Source organism: Psychromonas sp. Urea-02u-13, from assembly GCF_002835995.1.
GTDB lineage: Bacteria > Pseudomonadota > Gammaproteobacteria > Enterobacterales > Psychromonadaceae > Psychromonas.
Genome location: NZ_PJBZ01000035.1, coordinates 1 through 16327, shown reverse-complemented (window position 1 = coordinate 16327; position 16327 = coordinate 1). Strand labels below are relative to the sequence as shown.

Below are 16327 nucleotides of genomic sequence, written 5' to 3'. Positions count from 1 at the left end.
ATTTTAGCCACTTTATCTGTAGGAATACTTATGACCCCTTTTGCAAGTGCAGCTGAACTTCCTGCTTTTAAAGTCAGTGAAACGATTGTTAAACAAAGCCCCAATGATAAGCGCGCGTATCAGCTCATTACCTTAAGTAACGACTTAGAGGTTTTATTAGTATCGGATCCAGATTTAGAAAATAGCGCCGTATCATTAGCCGTACCGGTGGGGAGTATGCATAACCCCGATAGCCAATTAGGGTTGGCTCACTATTTAGAGCATATGCTGTTTTTAGGCTCTGAGCGTTACCCAACGATTAATGAATACAGTAAATTCATGAGCCAAAATGGCGGTTATACCAATGCGTATACTTCTCAAGAGAGCACTGTTTACGGCTTTGAAGTCAATGATAAAGCCTTCGATGAAGCATTAGACCGTTTAGGTGATGTGATGCGTGCGCCGTTGCTTGATGAAAAGTATGCAGAAAAAGAACGCCATACGGTTAACGCTGAACATAAAACGTATTACGATAATGACATGCGTAAATTGTATGCCTTACAACGTTATACGCTTAATCCTGCCTACCCAATGGCGCGCTTTAGTACTGGCGATTTAAGCACGCTTGTTGATAAAGATAACAGCAAGTTACAGGATGAATTAATCAGTTTCTTTAATGAAAATTATTCTGCCAATACGATGAAAGTGGCGTTAACCAGCCCACGTTCAATTGAAGCATTAGGCAAAGTTGCGAGCACTTATTTAACACAAATCCCGAATAAGAAAGTGAAGAAAGCGATTATTCTTGAGCCAATGTTAACTGAAAATGAGTTAGCGATTAAAGTTGAAATGAAACCCACGGCAGACATTAAGTTATTACAAGTTAACTTTTTAGTGCCGAGTGTTAAAGACGAATATATGTATCAACCGGGTGCTTATATTAGTCGTTTATTAGGCTCAGACCACCAAGGTGGTTTATCAGACACATTGATCAAAGCTGGGTTAGTAGACTCGGTCATGGCGGGGTTTTACGCGCCACACAGTGATCTTTACTCGCGTTTTACCTTACAGTTTAAACTCACCAATAAAGGCCTTGATGCACAAAAGCAAATAATGAGCACGTTATTTGCTTTTGTTGAATTGATCAAAGAAAAAGGCATTAACGAAACACAATTTAACGAGCAGAAAAAAAGCTTAGAAACACGTTTCAAATTCTTAACTAAAAGCTCTGGTTTTAATTATGTGATGGGCTTGTCCGCTAATATGCAACTCTATCCAGTCAAAGATATCCTTTATTTTCCATATCGCTTAGATGCCTTTAACGCCAAGTTTATTGAGCAACTATTAACCTACTTAACACCTGCTAATAGTCGCCAATTTTTGCTGGCACCAGAGGCAAAAGATGGCACTGATATTCCTTATTACCAAGGTGAATATGCACGTGAAAAAGTAAAAGAGATAGAGCAGGTAAAATGGCTAGAAAATGCCAAGTCCATTGAATTAGTGTTACCAAGTAATAATATTTGGTTACCTGAAAATCTATCATTGGTAAAAAAAGAGCATGTTGGTGAAGCGACGCAACTTATCAAAGAAGCGGGTCATTCTGTTTGGTTTGCACAAAGTGCTGAACTTGCAGAGCCTAAAGCGAGTTTAAAATTACAATTAAATAGCGATATTGCCGATCAAAGTGCTAAAAATAGAGTCACAATGAATCTATTTTTAGCGATGCTTCAAAAGCAGTTTTCAGAGCTTAATTTTGTCACACAAGAAGCTGGCCTGAGTTTTTCTCTGAGTAATGCGAACGGCTTGCTAGTGAGCACATCAGGTTATAGTGATAAGCAGGATAAGTTGTTATTGACGGTTGTGGATCATATCAAACAAGCACAATTTAGTGAGCAGTCACTTTCGCTAGCAAAACAAGAGTTACAACGTCGCTTGAATAACAAAGGTAAAGTTAAAGCAATGGATCTCGCCTTTGGTGGTTTTAGACAATTGGTTCGTCAACCTGCCTGGGAAGATAAAACACTATTGAGTGAAATTGAACAATTAACACTAAAAGATATTCAACAGTTTAAAGAGAAACTCTTCAGTGAATCAACATTACGTTTACTGGCATTAGGTAATCTTAGCGAGCAACAAGTATTAACACTTGATAAACAGTTAACTCAAAAAGTTGCAGTGCAAGTGAATGACTTTTATAGCATTAAACGTTTGCAGGCAGACCTTGAGCAGGGCGCATTAAACTATGCTCTCACATCAGAGATGCAGGATGATGCGTTAGTTATGGTGCACCTGACTAACTTAGAAGGAGATAAAGCATCGGCAACGTCTGAGTTATTAAACAAGTTAGTACAACCTGCTTTTTACGACCAAATTCGTACTCAGGAGCAACTCTCTTATTCTCCTTTTACGGCTTCGTTTAGTGTTAACGAACAAGTGGCTTTTGGACTGTTTACACAAAGCCCGTCTGCGAGTAACACTGAGCTTTATGCGCGTTTTAATCACTTCTTAGCTGACTTTCAAACTAAACTAGGCGCAACAACAGACGTTGATTTTGAAAAGATAAAAGCGGCACATGTTGCGAATTATACGGCTAAACCAACATCGCTTACGGGTGAATTTAGTTATTTAACTAATGACTGGTTAACACTGAGAGAAGATATAAATCATAAAGCTAATTACATCAAAGCATTAAAATCAGTGTCTTTAAAAGAGGTACTGGCGTTTTATAATGATGTGTTAGCTTCTGATAAAAGTAGACAGCTTATTCTGGTACAAGTGCAAGGTCAGAAATTTATTAAGTCACCTGTGTTAACCCTAAAAAAGCAGTTAGTGATTGATAATATCGATAAACTCGAGAAGTAAAAGTAAGTAACTAAGGTGTTTCTCGCTAGAAAAGCATCTTAGTTAATATTTACCTCCTTTTGTTCACAAAAAATACTGCTTAATACTCTTTATCGTCATTTTTTTGATAAAATATTTATCATATTACTAAATTCTGACGAGAAAGGGTTAACCCCTCATGACTCCCCCAAATTTTTCAATTTTATGTAAACTCTGGCTTTTATTTCTGTGCTCACTGTTGAGTTTAAATGTACAAGCTGCTGGGACTAATCTCACCGATGCTGAAGTCAGCTATATAAAAACCAATCCGATTATTAAAGTGCATGCTGAGAAAGCATGGCGTCCTTTTAATTTTATTGAAAATAATGAGATAAAAGGTTATTCCAATGATTTAGTGCGATTAGCAGCAAAAAATGTCGGTTTAGAAATAGAGTTTGTTGTTGGTTATCACTGGAATGATTATCTTAACATTTTGAAAAATGGTGAGATTGATGTGATCACCAATATGAAAAGAACAGCAGAACGAGAGAAATATGCCATTTTCACTCAATATAACCCGCTTAAAGCCATTGATGGTTTATTAACGTTAGATGAAACCGCACACTATTTAGATTTTAACTATTTAAAGCATAAAAATGTCGCCGTAGTACGTGGTTTCTTTTATGAGGAGTTAATGCGCACTTACTTTCCTGATATAAATTTATTATTAACTAACAGTACTGAAGAGTCTGTTGAGCAGTTGGTACTGGGCAACGTCGATGCCGTTTTAGATTCCTATGCCGTGATTAATTTTTACGTGCAACGCTACTTTATTACTGGTGTAACCAATGCGCCTCTATTTGAAAACACCGTTTTTAATCACCTGCCACAATATATGGGCCTCAATAAAAGTAACCCAGTATTACGCGATATTTTAAACAAAGGTTTACAAAAAATAAGTAATGATGAGCTCTCTCGGTTACAACAACAGTGGTCTTTGATAGAGCAGAAAAAAAACAAATTTGTAGATAATAGTTTTCAGCAAACGATGCCTGTATTCACAGAAAGCGAGCGCATCTATTTAAAGTCGAAGCAAAAACTCAATATGTGTGTTGACCCTGATTGGCTGCCCATTGAGGGTATTGTTAATGGCGTTTATTCGGGCATGGGTTCGGATTTTTTACGTTTATTTAAGCAGCGTTTATCAACACCCATTAAGCTGGTCAGCACTGAAAGTTGGTCACAAACATTACGTTACATGAAGCAAGGTTTGTGTGATTTTATTCCTATTGCGAGTCGTACCGATGAGCGTGAGAAATTTTTAGCGTTTACTTATCCCTACTTACGTTTTCCATTAGTATTAGTGACTAAAAAAGAGCGTTTGATTCATAAATTGGAACAAGTGTTACATAGACCGATCGGTATTGTTAAAGAGTATTCCTATAAATACGAGTTTGATAGAAATTATCCACAGGGGGATTTAAGAGAGTATACCTCTGCTGAAGCGGGATTGATGGCGGTAAAAAGTGGCGAGATATATGCCTTTATTGATTCACTGCCAGTGATGGCGAAACATATTCAAAATACGCATCCTGAATTAAAAATTGTCGAAAAAATTGATTATCAACATACCTTATCTTTGGCTACCTCGTTAACTGACCCTGCCTTGGTGGGTATTTTTAACAAAGTAATCGCCACTATCTCTGTGCAACAACATGAAGAAATTGTTAATCGTTGGTTACCTTTAGTGTATGAAACACAACCGGACACAGATTGGATTTGGATAATGCTTATTGCCATTTTGGTCTTGTTTCTATTACTTATTTTCCGTAATCAAGTGCTCAAGAAAAGCAATATTAAACTGCAAGATATGCAAAATAAACTCGAAGAATTAGCAATGCGTGATTTCTTAACTGGATTACCAAATCGTCATTATTTTTTAGAACAGTTAGATAAAGAATGGGCAAGAGCCAATCGTTCAAAGTTACCACTTTCGGTGGTGATGTTTGATATTGACCACTTTAAAAGTTTTAATGAGCAGTATGGGCGGTTAGCGGGTGATAGTTGCTTGATTGAGTTTTCTCGACGCTTACAAGTCACCATTAAAAGACCTGCTGATTTACTGGCTCGTTATGATGGTGAAGAATTTGTCTTAATCTTACCTGAGACTGATGAAGAGGGCGTTGAAACCATCGTTGCCGAGCTTTTCTATCTGTTAAAACAGTGGGCCTTGCAACATACGGATTCTTTCTGTGCCAATGTATTAACCGTTAGTGTGGGTAGTGCAACGCTTAAATATAATAATAAATATACCGCGGAAGAGTTGGTGCGCCGCGCCGATAATGCGCTCTATAAAGCACAGCAAAATGGCCATAATCAACTGGTGCAATACCAGAAAAAAAGTGCTGATTAGTAGTGTTATACCAATCGCATTTAATAAGTGCTCAGCCTTGCTGATTTAAATGAACTATCTCTGCGTTGTAAATATTATCAAGGGAATAACCATTCATTGCAATTCACGCCTTGATCTAATTCATTTACCCTGCGCAATGCAAGATCACAAATTTAATGGGTTTGGTATTACAAATGACTCTGTGCAATAGGAAAATACCTACACGAATACTTTAATGAACCCTACTTCCCTTTCATGCGTGCATTTTCATAGAAATAAATACCCAATTAGACTCTTAAATTCAGCTATTTTCTCATGATCTAATCATAACAATCGAAGCTAAATGTGCGACTTTGGTAAAGTGTTTTGTAAAAAACGAATTAAAAGTGATTTTTTGTACGTAACTATGATTAACAATCACAGATATAAGCTTAAAGCTTAATTAAGTCGTATAAAAAGGAATCTAATATGTCGTTATCAATTCAAACTAACAGCGCTAATCTTGTCGGTCAAAACACCATTAACAAGACCCAAGGCGCGCTTATGCAGTCAATGGAGCGTTTATCTACCGGTTTTCGTATCAACTCCGCATCAGATGATGCTGCAGGACTGCAAATTTCTAACCGTTTAGAAGCGCAAACGCGTGGTATGAACGTAGCAATGCGCAATGCGGGTGATGCTTCATCACAAATGCAAACGGCAGAAGGCGCGATGGATGAGATGACTAACATCGCTTATCGCATGAACGATCTAGCAACACAAGCAAACAACGGCACAGCATCAGCAGAAGATCGCACCGCGATGCAAGCTGAATTTACCTCATTGAACGAGGAGCTTGTTAGTATTAGTGAGAACACTAGTTTCGGTGGTCAAAAATTACTGGGTGCAACGGGCGCATTTGGCGCAGCTGCGGTTACTTACCAAGTAGGCGCATCATCTGCGGAACTATTAACTGTTAAAGTAGACGCGGAAGTTAAAGCGATTGCTACTGCGATAGGTGCTGCAGGCGCTAAGGGGTTAGGTGATATTTCTACAGCCGGTGGTGCAAAGACAGCAATGGATTTGTTAAGTGCGGGTGGTGGTGGTTCATTTATTGATCAAATTGGTGCTGCACGATCGGCTTTAGGTGCGAACATCAATCGTCTAGACCATACTGTTGCTAACTTAGGTAACATGATTGAAAACTCTTCAGCGGCTAAATCACGCATCATGGATACTGACATGGCTGCAGAATCTTCATCAATGTCAAAAAATCAGATGCTAATGCAATCGGGTGCTCAGATTTTACAACAAACTAAAATGGTACCGCAATTAGCGATGTCTTTATTATAAAGATTGGTATTAACGTTAGCGTCATTGACAGTGATATTTGACTGTCAATAACGCTTCAATAGCATGTACTAAAACAGATTTTCAATACGTTAGCGTTTTCAGAAATGTACAAAGATGTATATACCCATGATACTTCAAGATGCAAAGTCAGCAAGGCAAATTGTGCTGAGCTACTAGGCATAAAATTGAATTATAGTTGTTCTACATAGAAATTTTATAACGACGTAGATTGGTGTAAGTTGCCTTGCCCTACGGGGCTCCAGCTCGAAAACCAGCCCTACGTTGTAACAATCGAAAAGGGAATAACCATTACCTCATGTTTCGCCTTGCTCTGGGTTCCGAGCTAGCGCCTGACAAAGCATCTTGAGGTAACATGGGTATAGCAGTAGCCCTGCGACTCTGCTCGCTGTTTTCCCCTGAGTTTTACGCATAGATAACACGGCCTAAATAAAAGTGGCGGTGGATTGCGTTTTGTAAAAAGTATTAACGTTCTTATAACAGGTTGAAACCTGAGCGGTCATGACCGCGCATTATCAATCCTATTAAATAGATTTTCTGCTAGTTTGTAAGTTCAAAAGCAGTTAATACCATTAATCCGCTTAAATATGTGATCTCTTTTAGGAAGTGAAGATTTATCTTCGCCTTGGTATTCTCCGCAGTTAAAGGCTAGTTAAAGATCCCCCCTCTTTTTTGCTAGCGCTGTCTTGGTGAACCTGATTTTGAATTTCTGGCTCGTCTTTCAGCGTTGCGGTTAAGTCAATTAATTGAAGATAACAGAACTTGCTAGGTTATTAAATTTAGCCATTTTTCATGCGCCTATTACACGCTCAATATCATGCCTCCATGACAACAAACTAAGTTAAGTAGATCGTACATTCACTTATTTTGTAAATAAACGAATTAAAAGTGATTTTTTGTACGTAACTATGATTAACAATCACAGCTATAAGCTTAATTAAATAATATAAAAAGGAATCTAATATGTCGTTATCAATTCAAACCAACAGCGCTAACCTTGTCGGTCAAAATACGATTAACAAAACCCAAGGCGCGCTTATGCAGTCAATGGAGCGTTTATCTACCGGTTTTCGTATCAACTCAGCATCAGATGATGCTGCTGGACTGCAAATTTCTAATCGTTTAGAAGCACAAACACGTGGTATGAACGTAGCAATGCGAAATGCGGGTGATGCTTCATCACAAATGCAAACGGCAGAAGGCGCGATGGATGAGATGACGAACATCGCTTACCGCATGAACGATCTAGCAACACAAGCAAACAACGGCACAGCATCAACGGAAGATAAGGCTGCAATGCAAGCTGAATTTACCTCATTGAACGAGGAGCTTACGAGTATCGCTGCTAATACAAGTTTTGGTGGTCAAAAACTACTTGGTGCTGCGGGTGCTTTTGGTGCCGGTGCAGTGATTTACCAAGTAGGAGCATCATCTGCGGAAACATTGACTGTTGATGTAACGGCGGAAGTTGGCGCGCTTGATACAGGGATAACTGCCTTGGGAGCGTTTGATTTAGAGACCGATGCTGCTGCTGCAATGGATGCTTTAGGTAAAGGTGGTGGTGCTTCATTTATTGATCAAATTGGTGCTGCACGATCGGCTTTAGGTGCGAATATCAATCGTTTAGATCATACTGTTGCTAACTTAGGTAACATGATTGAAAATTCTTCAGCGGCTAAGTCACGCATCATGGATACTGACATGGCTGCAGAATCTTCGTCAATGTCAAAAAATCAGATGCTAATGCAATCGGGTGCTCAGATTTTACAACAAACTAAAATGGTACCGCAATTAGCGATGTCTTTATTATAAAGATTAGCGCATAAAATACAGCGTTATTGGCAGAGAAGTTGACTGTTAATAACGCTTCAATAGGATCGGCTAATAACGACCGTTTTAGTAAATAAGAAAGCGTAAATAAATGTACGCTTTCTTATTTACTAAAAAGATTTGTAATAGGTTAACGTTTTTATGAAGGCATAAAAATGTGTATCGCAGTTACCCTCCGAATATCCTCTGTTTTTCCCAATATTTTACGTATAGATAACACTATCTTGGAAAATACGGCTAAATAAAAGGGGCGGTTGATTGCGTTTTGTTAAGAGTGTTAACGTTTTTTATAACAGCTGAAAATCGATAGCTATCTTAGCTCATTAAACTAAGGGCTATAAAATAGCTTAAGGATGATAAAATATGATTGATCCAATTAAGATGGCTACGCAGTTAGCTACTTGGGAAGTTAGGCCCTTTGAATTTCGAGCCAATGCACAGTTACAAGAATTAACGGCAAAACGTAGCGCTGTTAGCGCTATTAATAGTGAGCTAAGTAGCCTAAAAAGTTTTGTTGGCAGTCTTAATAGCTATAGCAGTAGTGTTATAAAGAATTCAGCCACTTCATCAGATGAAGAAACATTAACGGCATCCGCTAAAGCAGATGCTCAATCAGGAAGCTATCAAATCTTTGTTGAGCAGTTAGCGCAAAGTCATCAATTAGCGACACAACTGCCTGCGGGTAAAACCCAAGATAGTTTAGTGCCCAATAGTGGTGAAATGACATTTAATATGAATGGGGAAAGCTTTGTTGTTGATTTAGCCAGCTCGCTTAATGCTGATGGCGAGCTAGATTACATGGAATTAATGAAGGCCATTAATACAGATCCAGAAAATATAGGTATCAGTGCCTCCTTGGTGAGATCAAATGATAGCATACAGCTACTATTTACCACTGAGGAATCAGGTCAAGCGAATCAAATTAACGTATCTAGCAATACTGGCGACGCTGTTTTTGATGCCTCGATGGATAGCACTAAGATGACCGAGTTGGTAAAGAACCAGGACGCTATCGCGTGGCTTGGGAGTCAGGGTACAGGGATAAAATTGCAAAGTGACTCTAACACTCTCTCTGACGCCATTGATGGTGTAGACATCACGCTTGAAAAAACACATGCAGCGGGTGATGTGCCACTGACATTGGTGGTGGGCTCGGACAGCGATGCAACGAATGAATCCATGACCGAGTTTGTTGATAAATATAATGCGGTACTTGCAGAGATTAACAAACACAGTAAGTCGGGGGGGGAATCGGAAAAACGTGGTATTTTAGCGTCTGATCCTATTTCGAGAGGCATCGCCTCTAGCCTGCGTAGTGTCATGCAGCAATCCTTTGGCGGCACGACGTTATCTCAACTGGGATTGGAATTCGATCGTACTGGTAAGTTGACCTTTGATGGTGATAAATTAGAAGAGTTCCAATCAACCTCGACCGTAAATATAGATGATGTTTTCCGCGGTGAGGGCATGTTGTTAGACCAAATGGAAAAGAAGCTGAATATTTATAGCAATTCAACAACAGGTTCATTAAAAAACCAGTTAGACTCTATTGACTCTCAAAAAGATCGCGCCAATGACAAGCTTGAGTCACTGGACCGAAAATATGGTATTTACTATAGCCGTTATTTGAAGCAATTTTCTGCCTTAAATAGCTTACAAACGAAAATGCAAAATACCGTGAATATGTTTTAGAAATAGCCCGTAGATGGTTAATAAGGACTTTAAATGTTAATGAGTAAAAGACCCAATAATGCATATAAAAAGACGCAAGTAGAAGCACAAGCTGCTGCGTCTACTTCAATAGAGTTAATACGCATGCTTCATGTTAAGTTGTCGGAGGAGATAGATAAAATTTCTTTTCATATAGAACGCAAAAATATAGAGCTTAAAGCGACGGCCGCACAAAAATCGATGGATATACTAATAGCATTAGATAGTTCGTTAGATTTAAGCTCTGGTAATGAACTCATTAATAATCTTCACCGAATTTATGAATATTCAATTCGTCAGATATATGAAGCAAGCAAAAATAATGATGTCGCTGAAATAAATAAATTAAAACCTATCCTGCAAGATATAAAAGAGGGGTGGGAGGGGTTAAGTGCATAACAACAGCAGACAAGATAACTACATAAAACAAGTGAAGGTGCTTACTGCTGAGTTAAATCAAGCAGGAAGAGATAAAAACATAGAGTTATTAGTTAAATATGAAAATATAATTGAAGAGCTTCTTATTCGCTTGCAAGGTAAACCCATACCGGTTGCATTGCGTGTTGAACTTAATAAGTTAAAAATCCAACATGCTAAGACACAAGAAGATGTTGCTGCGATGATTGAGTCTGTTAAGAAAAATTTAGAAAAATTTAAAAAAAAGAAAGAAAGAATGTCGGCTTATGCTGAACCCTCAACAACACACATTAATATTAAGGCATAGTACTAAATGGACGCAACGCTACGAATAACACCACACAAGCAAGATGTAAGCTCGGTTAATAAAGAGGGTGTTATAGAGCAACAAGATGATAGCGTGGTGGCGGGTTTTGAAATGCCGAGTACCTTGCCTGTTACTGATAATGAAATGTTAACTCAGGGAGAATTAACTGAAAGTATCCAGCCTCAAACAATAACATCTGAAAATACCCAGTGGTTAGCAGGCATCGAAATATCGACGGATAAAACCCCTAAGTCCACGCAACAGACGGTTGAAGAATTAAATGCTGCCAGCACAAGAAAATTAAGCGCATCATTTATTATGGCGCCGAGTCAGCAGGTAGCTACGTCCGATGATGTAAGGTCAATGGTTGATGGTGTTGTCATTAAAAGTGAAATTCCCCTCACCAACACCGTGTTAACAGAAAATAAGGCAAAACACAGTAGTGCACCTGTAGCTACGTCCGATGCTGTAAGGTCAATGGTTGATGGCGTTGTCATTAAAAGTGAAATTCCCCTCACCAACACCGCGTTAACAGTAAATAAGGTAAAACACAGTAGTGCACCTGTAGCTTCGCTTCAGCAAGCAGAATCAATCAGTATATCTTTAAGTGAATTAGCAAATAGACAACCTGTGCCCCGAAAAAGCAACACCACTTTGGGGGCATTTAATAGGGCTGAAACAATCACCACGACATTCAGTGATTTACAGGTCGCCAAAAGCGGGGCGATAGGTGTAAATGTCATTGCGCCAGTCGCCTCAGTAAAGGCATTAGAGTGGGCAAAAGTAGACCTTACGCCAACAATCAATAACTTGCACGATAAGTCGTTAGTGTCGAGCCAAATTGGTGAAAAGCTGAATGCAATATTACAAGATAAAATCAACATACAAGCCGCCAATGGCATAAAAGTTGCGCAAATAAGGCTCGACCCGCCAGATATGGGGCATATAAAGCTTATTGTTTCTATTGAAGGCGATAAAGTAAGTGTCAATATGAGTGCGCAAAATGCAACCGTAAGAGAGGGGTTAATTCAGACATCTGAACGGCTCCGCAATGACTTAGTCAATGAAAACTTTGTTAATGTCGCTATTAATATTGATGCGGGAAGTGGCAGTGGAAAAGAGGCCAATAAAGAGCAGAGCTCAGAAACGATAGCGAATAATTTCTTTGCCGAGAAAGAGGTTCAACAAGAATCTCAAGATGAATTCATTGTTAAAATATAAAGGCCATTAAGTATGTTTAAAACTATAGCGATATCATTATTAGTAGGGCTTCTAGGGGGCGCCGCAGGTGGATACCTTATCGCTGCTAATATGCCCTTGATTTCTGATTCAGAACCTTCTGTAGTGACAGAAATAGCCGACATAATAAAACCTGAACCTATCTTTGTTGATATTAAAAACATCTATTATTCCAACCATAATGGTAAGCGTACTAAGTTAATTATTCTGGATATCGCTGTTGAAGTGAAAACGGTTGATGCTGAAGCCAAAGTAAAAAACAATGCACCCATTGTCAAAAGCCAGCTACTTAATATTTTAGCAAGTGAAAAATATAAAAATGTTGAAGACCAGCATTTACTCGCTTTCATGAATGATAATCTTAACCAAGATATTGCTTCATTATTTGAAGGGATTACCGCAAAGAACGCATCACCGGTTGCGCACATTACACGTTTAATTATTCAATAAGAGAGTGGGTATGTTGCATTCGGCAAAACAAAGAAAATATACTCAAACAGCAACCTTAAGCGTGACACGTAGTAAAAAAGAAGAAGCCTTGTTGATTGATAAATACTTGCACTTAGTGTATGGCGCAATCAAAAAAATGGGATATATAAATTCGATCTCGGACAGAGATGATATGCAACAAGTTGGGTTAATTACCTTGTTAAATATGATCAGAAGATTCCCTGTCATTGAAGATGAAAAAGAATTTTCTCGCCTTACCTACATCCGTATTAGAGGTTCGATATTGGACGAAATAAGAAGTAGGGATTGGCGACCTGCAGAGAAAAGGAAAAATGCCAATGCGTTTCATAAATATGAGCAACAATTAACCCAGAAAATAGGGCGCACACCAACTAAAGCTGAAATGCTTCGTTACACGGAAATAAGTAGTGACGAATATGAAGATGGGCGATGCGCAATCAACGCACATAATTTTGTAGAGTTAAGTGATGAGTTGCTAAAGGGCTATGAAAATGACAATGAATGTGACACTAGCCAGCAACACGAAAATAAACAGTTACTCGAAAAAGCACTTGAAAAGTTAACACAAGAAGAGGTGTTGGTATTGCACTTGATGTACGAAAAAGATATGTCATTTAAAGAGATTGGTTTAGCAACCAATAACAATTTCTCTCGCATCAATAAAATACAAAGAGATGCGCATGCAAAGATGGCAAGAATATTAAAAAATAAGGAGAATACAAGTGCATAGATTAGTTGGGGTAGCTACAATTTTATTTTGTATATTTGGTGGTTTTATGATTATCGGCGGTAATATAAAACTACTCTGGAAACCAATGGAGATGGTTATCATCTTTGGCTCTGGTATTGGCGGGTTATTGCTTGGTTGTAATATTAGCCATCTAAAAGCATTAGGCTCTCAGCTAAAAGGGGTATTTAAACGCAGTCGACATACAAAAGCGTTTTATCAAGAATTGATCCTTCTAAATTTTGAACTTATTAGATTACGCTCCGCACCATCAGGTAGTAAGCAAGTTGAGAAGCATATAGAAAACCCTGCAACAAGCGATATATTTAAAAAATACCCCTTAATACTAGCGGAAAGTATATTGATGGTTTTTATTGTGGATAATTATCGAGTCACCACGTTAGGGCAGGTTAGCGCTCATGAGCTCGATGATTCTATGGATGCTGAAATTGAGGCGATTACAGAGGAATTAAACCATCCTAATGCGATGCTCAATAAGTTAGGTGATGCCTTTCCTGGATTTGGAGTGTTAGGCGCGGTAATGGGGATTATTCTAACCATGCAATCTATTGATTCAGATATATCTATGATTGGTATGAATATAGCGACCGCTTTAGTGGGAACATTTCTAGGTATATTTGGTTGTTATTGTGTTTGTTTTCCACTTAGCACCGCTTTAAAAGGCGATGTTGAACGCTCTATTTTACCGCTTTATATGGTCAAACAAATGCTGGTGACTGCGATTGCTGGAAAGCCTCCTCTACTTTGTATAGATGCAGGCAGGAGAATGATAGAAATGGAAGAGAAACCTACATTCAGTCTGATTGAGTCGTGGACACTTAAAATTGATGATCGCCGTAAAAATGATAAGGACGCGAGAGCATGAGTAGTGCTTCTATCATCATATCTAAGAAGAAACGCCTAGGGAAGCACGATAGCCACTCATCGGCATGGAAGCTCGCATTTGCAGATTTGATGGTTTGTTTGATGTGTGTATTCTTAGTGCTGTGGGCTCTTGAAGTCGCCAATAAAGAGGAGAAAGAGAAGATAATAGAGTATTTTCAAACCGGTGATGACGCTTTTTTAACACCTAACTCATTAAGCCCAGTAGAGCTATTGTCTTATAATAAAGATCACAATACGGATACTAGGGCTACGAAGAATACATCCTTAATTCAAGGTGAATATAATACCCAAGAGGAACTTCAGCTTTTAATGCGTAAGATGACTGAATATGTAAAAGAGATTGGTGCAGAACAGCATATTTTTGTACAAGTTATTCCAGATGGACTGCGTATTGTTTTAGCGGATAGTACCAAACATAAAATGTTTAAGCTTGGCGAGAGTGATTTAACGCCATTCTATAAAAAAATGTTGCTGAAATTCTCGCTTATCTTTAATAATATTGAAAATGGGATAGCGATTAGTGGGCATACCGATGCCTTACAGTTTAAAGGGTTCTCGAAGAGTAACTGGGAACTTTCAACTCAGCGTGCAAACGAAGCAAGAGCAACGATGGAGTCGGGAGGTTTACAGTCTGAAAATATTGTACAAGTGTTGGGGCTAGCAAATACAAAGCCACTAGATGCTATCGACCTAACAAGTAGTGTTAATAGGAGAGTAGAGGTTATTTTACTCGCGCGAACGGCCAAAGATAAGCTCAATGCGATGCATTCAATGAATAATGCCAAATTGAAGTTGGATATTAATTCAAGCAATAGTGCAGTTTCTGATGTTGTTATTAAATAAGGTATTGCCTCTGATTGCTTGGATTTTTAGCGAGGTTAAGCGATGAGACTTGTTGTCATTGAGAGGGCTTAAGTGAATTTACTGGTGTACGTTTTTAAAAATAACTGTTTGCATTGCTCTGTAAGCGCGCAGGTAGATGGCTTAATAAACTATCATTTTTAAGCCATCATAACAGGTGTTATAACTGCATTACCCCCCAACGGCACAGGGTAAGATTACGTATGCTTAATAAATAAGCTGTAAAGCTTTATCTGCATAATCAGTATCGAGTGCGGCTTTGAAACGCTTAGCTTTCAGACCTTTTTTACAGCTTTTTTCAAGTTTCAATAAATTCAGAACAAGGTGTCTAATTACTGACATGTTTTCAGCCGCGTTTGAACGCCTAATACGACTCAAGTCTTTATTGAAACTGACATCAAGTACCCAGTGTAGCTTATTCTCAATGCTCCAATGCTTTCTAACTGCGTTGCCGAATGTTTTTGCGTCAGCTTCTATAGAACAGATAAAATAACGAATTTCTTTACTTGTTTCCCATCTACATGCCGTTCTGATTCAGCCATCCCTATACTTATTAATCCATCCTATTACGAGGCTAAATCATTAATGCTTGTAAGAGCATCTGTTATCCAATACCTACGAATTTCAATTCTTCCGTGCCCACTATCAACTTCTTCGTGATACGAATTTTCTACATTTTAAAATTTATTGTTTTGACAAATTTCAAAAAATCCTTAATCGACTGGTGTAAATGTTCTTGGTTACCTTTAACTGCAATAACATAATCGGCTTCTTTGTGACGTATTTTTTTAGTAATTGCTTTTTGACACCCCATCGCATCGATCGTGATGATACTGCCTTTAATATCTAGCAAATCAAGCAATGCAGGAATTGCGGTTATCTCATTTTATTTTTCTGCGGTTTTAACTTGCCCTAATACAACACCATTGTTAGCAGCAAATGCGCTAACCATGTGGATGGCACTTTTCTTTAATTTTTTATCATAAGAGCCACGCACTGTCTTTCCGTCGATAGTAATAACTTCGCCATGTGTTTCTATCTGTGCTGATTTCATCCAGTTAATGAAGCAACTTTGTATCGTTTGGGGTTCTAAAGAAGAGACTACTCGTGCAATGCTGTCGTGAACAGGAATGCCATTTTCAAAAGAGCCATATTTTTTTAACAGCTCAATCTTGTTATGCGCCACTTCTTCAATTGACTCCCAGCCATCAGCACCACAGATAACGCCAACAACGAGTGTTATACCTGACGCACTTCAACTTGCAGGTTAAAACCTCTGAAAATTATCATTAATTCTCATATTTAAATCGGCACT

At 38.5% G+C, this 16327-nt stretch carries 13 protein-coding genes and 1 pseudogene; 12 read left to right on the top strand and 2 right to left on the bottom strand.

What is annotated here, in order from left to right:
* Positions 1-30: 30 nt before the first annotated feature.
* The 12 genes from CXF74_RS00600 to CXF74_RS00545 all read left to right on the top strand — a co-directional run bounded on the left by CXF74_RS00600 (position 31) and on the right by CXF74_RS00545 (position 14994).
* Positions 31-2844, top strand: a complete 2814-nt coding sequence (locus CXF74_RS00600; protein WP_232772395.1) for an insulinase family protein — start codon at positions 31-33, stop codon at positions 2842-2844.
* 217 nt (positions 2845-3061) lie between these two features.
* The gene (locus tag CXF74_RS00595; RefSeq protein ID WP_198552741.1) at positions 3062-5215 is read left to right on the top strand and encodes a transporter substrate-binding domain-containing diguanylate cyclase; all 2154 of its coding nucleotides are present in this window, start codon (positions 3062-3064) and stop codon (positions 5213-5215) included.
* A 447-nt stretch (positions 5216-5662) separates the two neighbouring features.
* Positions 5663-6526 carry a flagellin N-terminal helical domain-containing protein gene (locus tag CXF74_RS00590; protein ID WP_101080464.1) on the top strand — a complete coding sequence of 288 codons (864 nt, stop codon included), beginning with the start codon at positions 5663-5665 and terminating at the stop codon, positions 6524-6526.
* 981 nt (positions 6527-7507) lie between these two features.
* Positions 7508-8356 carry a flagellin N-terminal helical domain-containing protein gene (locus tag CXF74_RS00585; RefSeq protein WP_101080463.1) on the top strand — a complete coding sequence of 283 codons (849 nt, stop codon included), beginning with the start codon at positions 7508-7510 and terminating at the stop codon, positions 8354-8356.
* Between the two features lie 381 nt (positions 8357-8737).
* Positions 8738-10066, top strand: a complete 1329-nt coding sequence (fliD, locus tag CXF74_RS00580) for a flagellar filament capping protein FliD (protein WP_101080462.1) — start codon at positions 8738-8740, stop codon at positions 10064-10066.
* Between the two features lie 39 nt (positions 10067-10105).
* A complete protein-coding gene (fliS, locus tag CXF74_RS00575; protein ID WP_198552740.1) occupies positions 10106-10483 on the top strand; it encodes a flagellar export chaperone FliS in 378 nt (125 codons plus the stop codon).
* A complete protein-coding gene (locus CXF74_RS00570; protein WP_101080460.1) occupies positions 10476-10808 on the top strand; it encodes a hypothetical protein in 333 nt (110 codons plus the stop codon). Before fliS ends, CXF74_RS00570 begins: the two co-directional genes overlap by 8 nt.
* A gap of 6 nt (positions 10809-10814) precedes the next feature.
* Complete coding sequence (locus CXF74_RS00565; protein WP_101080459.1) at positions 10815-12029, top strand: flagellar hook-length control protein FliK; 1215 nt, start codon at positions 10815-10817, stop codon at positions 12027-12029.
* A 12-nt stretch (positions 12030-12041) separates the two neighbouring features.
* The gene (locus tag CXF74_RS00560; RefSeq protein WP_101080458.1) at positions 12042-12497 is read left to right on the top strand and encodes a hypothetical protein; all 456 of its coding nucleotides are present in this window, start codon (positions 12042-12044) and stop codon (positions 12495-12497) included.
* A 10-nt stretch (positions 12498-12507) separates the two neighbouring features.
* Positions 12508-13248: a sigma-70 family RNA polymerase sigma factor gene (locus tag CXF74_RS00555; protein WP_101080457.1), complete on the top strand. Its 741-nt coding sequence runs from the start codon at positions 12508-12510 to the stop codon at positions 13246-13248.
* Complete coding sequence (motA, locus tag CXF74_RS00550) at positions 13241-14131, top strand: flagellar motor stator protein MotA (RefSeq protein ID WP_157822301.1); 891 nt, start codon at positions 13241-13243, stop codon at positions 14129-14131. The genes CXF74_RS00555 and motA overlap by 8 nt, the downstream gene beginning before the upstream one ends.
* A complete protein-coding gene (locus tag CXF74_RS00545) occupies positions 14128-14994 on the top strand; it encodes a flagellar motor protein MotB (RefSeq protein WP_101080455.1) in 867 nt (288 codons plus the stop codon). The genes motA and CXF74_RS00545 overlap by 4 nt, the downstream gene beginning before the upstream one ends.
* A gap of 225 nt (positions 14995-15219) precedes the next feature.
* On the opposite strand, the gene CXF74_RS23045 is transcribed toward CXF74_RS00545, so the two are convergent.
* Both CXF74_RS23045 and CXF74_RS00530 read right to left on the bottom strand, forming a co-directional pair.
* Positions 15220-15546 carry an ISAs1 family transposase gene (locus tag CXF74_RS23045; RefSeq protein WP_101080454.1) on the bottom strand — a complete coding sequence of 109 codons (327 nt, stop codon included), beginning with the start codon at positions 15544-15546 and terminating at the stop codon, positions 15220-15222.
* Positions 15547-15682: 136 nt separating this feature from the next.
* Positions 15683-16255: pseudogene (locus CXF74_RS00530) on the bottom strand (ISAs1 family transposase).
* Positions 16256-16327 lie beyond the last annotated feature (72 nt).

Coding starts and splice junctions, on each gene's coding strand:
- CXF74_RS00565 (WP_101080459.1), top strand. CDS start 10,815: ATGGACGCAACGCTACGAATAACACCACACAAGCAAGATGTAAGCTCG.
- CXF74_RS00545 (WP_101080455.1), top strand. CDS start 14,128: ATGAGTAGTGCTTCTATCATCATATCTAAGAAGAAACGCCTAGGGAAG.
- fliS (WP_198552740.1), top strand. CDS start 10,106: ATGAGTAAAAGACCCAATAATGCATATAAAAAGACGCAAGTAGAAGCA.
- CXF74_RS00585 (WP_101080463.1), top strand. CDS start 7,508: ATGTCGTTATCAATTCAAACCAACAGCGCTAACCTTGTCGGTCAAAAT.
- fliD (WP_101080462.1), top strand. CDS start 8,738: ATGATTGATCCAATTAAGATGGCTACGCAGTTAGCTACTTGGGAAGTT.
- CXF74_RS00600 (WP_232772395.1), top strand. CDS start 31: ATGACCCCTTTTGCAAGTGCAGCTGAACTTCCTGCTTTTAAAGTCAGT.
- CXF74_RS00590 (WP_101080464.1), top strand. CDS start 5,663: ATGTCGTTATCAATTCAAACTAACAGCGCTAATCTTGTCGGTCAAAAC.
- CXF74_RS00555 (WP_101080457.1), top strand. CDS start 12,508: ATGTTGCATTCGGCAAAACAAAGAAAATATACTCAAACAGCAACCTTA.
- CXF74_RS00560 (WP_101080458.1), top strand. CDS start 12,042: ATGTTTAAAACTATAGCGATATCATTATTAGTAGGGCTTCTAGGGGGC.